Genomic DNA, 1,246 nt, shown 5'->3' with positions numbered 1-1,246 from the left:
ACTTTTGCCAGTGCAACTTCAACGCCGCACTTCTCGCAGATCACACCACGGTGCTTCAAGCGCTTGTACTTACCGCACAGGCACTCGTAATCCTTTACCGGGCCAAAGATCTTGGCGCAGAACAGGCCGTCACGCTCAGGTTTGAACGTACGGTAGGTGATGGTTGCCGGCTTTTTAACTACACCGAACGACCACGAACGGATCATCTCAGGCGATGCCAATCCGATACGGATGGCGTCGAACTCTTCGACTTGACCCTGGTTTTTCAGCAAATTCAGTAGGTCTTTCAAGGCCTTTCCTCCTGGCGGAGCAGAGAGCGGGCAATCGCGCCCCGCTCTCGATTCACGTCACGTGTTATTCGGTTTCCAGATCGATATCGATGCCGAGGGAACGAATTTCTTTGATCAACACGTTGAAGGACTCGGGCATGCCCGGCTCCATACGGTGATCGCCGTCCACGATGTTTTTGTACATCTTGGTCCGGCCGTTCACATCGTCCGACTTCACTGTGAGCATTTCTTGCAGAGTGTATGCAGCACCGTATGCTTCCAGTGCCCAGACCTCCATCTCCCCGAAACGCTGACCACCGAACTGCGCCTTACCACCCAGCGGCTGCTGGGTAACCAGGCTGTACGAACCGGTAGAACGAGCGTGCATCTTGTCGTCTACCAAGTGGTTCAGCTTCAGCATGTACATGTAGCCAACGGTAACCGGGCGCTCGAACTTGTTGCCGGTACGGCCGTCGGTCAGCTGCATCTGGCCGCTTTCTGGCAGGTCTGCCAGTTTCAGCATGGCCTTGATTTCGCTTTCCTTGGCACCGTCGAACACTGGAGTGGCCATTGGTACGCCGCCACGCAGGTTTTTCGCCAGATCCAGGATTTCCTGGTCGGAGAAGTCATCGAGACTTTCCTGGCGCCCGCCGATCTCGTTGTAGATCTCGTGCAGGAACTTGCGCAGCTCGGCAACTTTACGCTGCTCTTCGATCATGCGGTTGATCTTCTCGCCCAGACCCTTGGCCGCGAGGCCCAGGTGGGTTTCAAGAATCTGACCAACGTTCATACGCGAAGGTACGCCCAGTGGGTTGAGGACCACGTCGACCGGAGTGCCATTGGCATCGTGCGGCATGTCTTCAACCGGCATGATCCCGGAGAGCACACCATGGGACCCGTGACTACCCGCCATCGTGTCGCCCGGCTGGATTCGGCGACGGATTGCCAGGTAAACCTTGACGATTTTCAGCACGCCT

At 56.5% G+C, this 1,246-nt stretch carries 1 protein-coding gene and 1 pseudogene; both read right to left on the bottom strand.

Going from position 1 to position 1,246, the window contains the following annotated elements:
- Positions 1–290: hypothetical protein (locus ACIOVD_RS27870; RefSeq protein ID WP_401131386.1), on the bottom strand; the 290-nt coding region annotated here is incomplete at its 3' end.
- A gap of 64 nt (positions 291–354) precedes the next feature.
- Positions 355–1,246, bottom strand: a pseudogene (gene rpoB, locus ACIOVD_RS27865) (DNA-directed RNA polymerase subunit beta); the annotation flags it as partial.

The organism is Pseudomonas sp. NPDC087626, assembly GCF_044743405.1.
Classification (GTDB): Bacteria; Pseudomonadota; Gammaproteobacteria; order Pseudomonadales; family Pseudomonadaceae; genus Aquipseudomonas.
The sequence above is the reverse complement of the archived record's forward strand: the minus strand, read 5'-3'. Positions and strand labels throughout refer to the sequence as shown.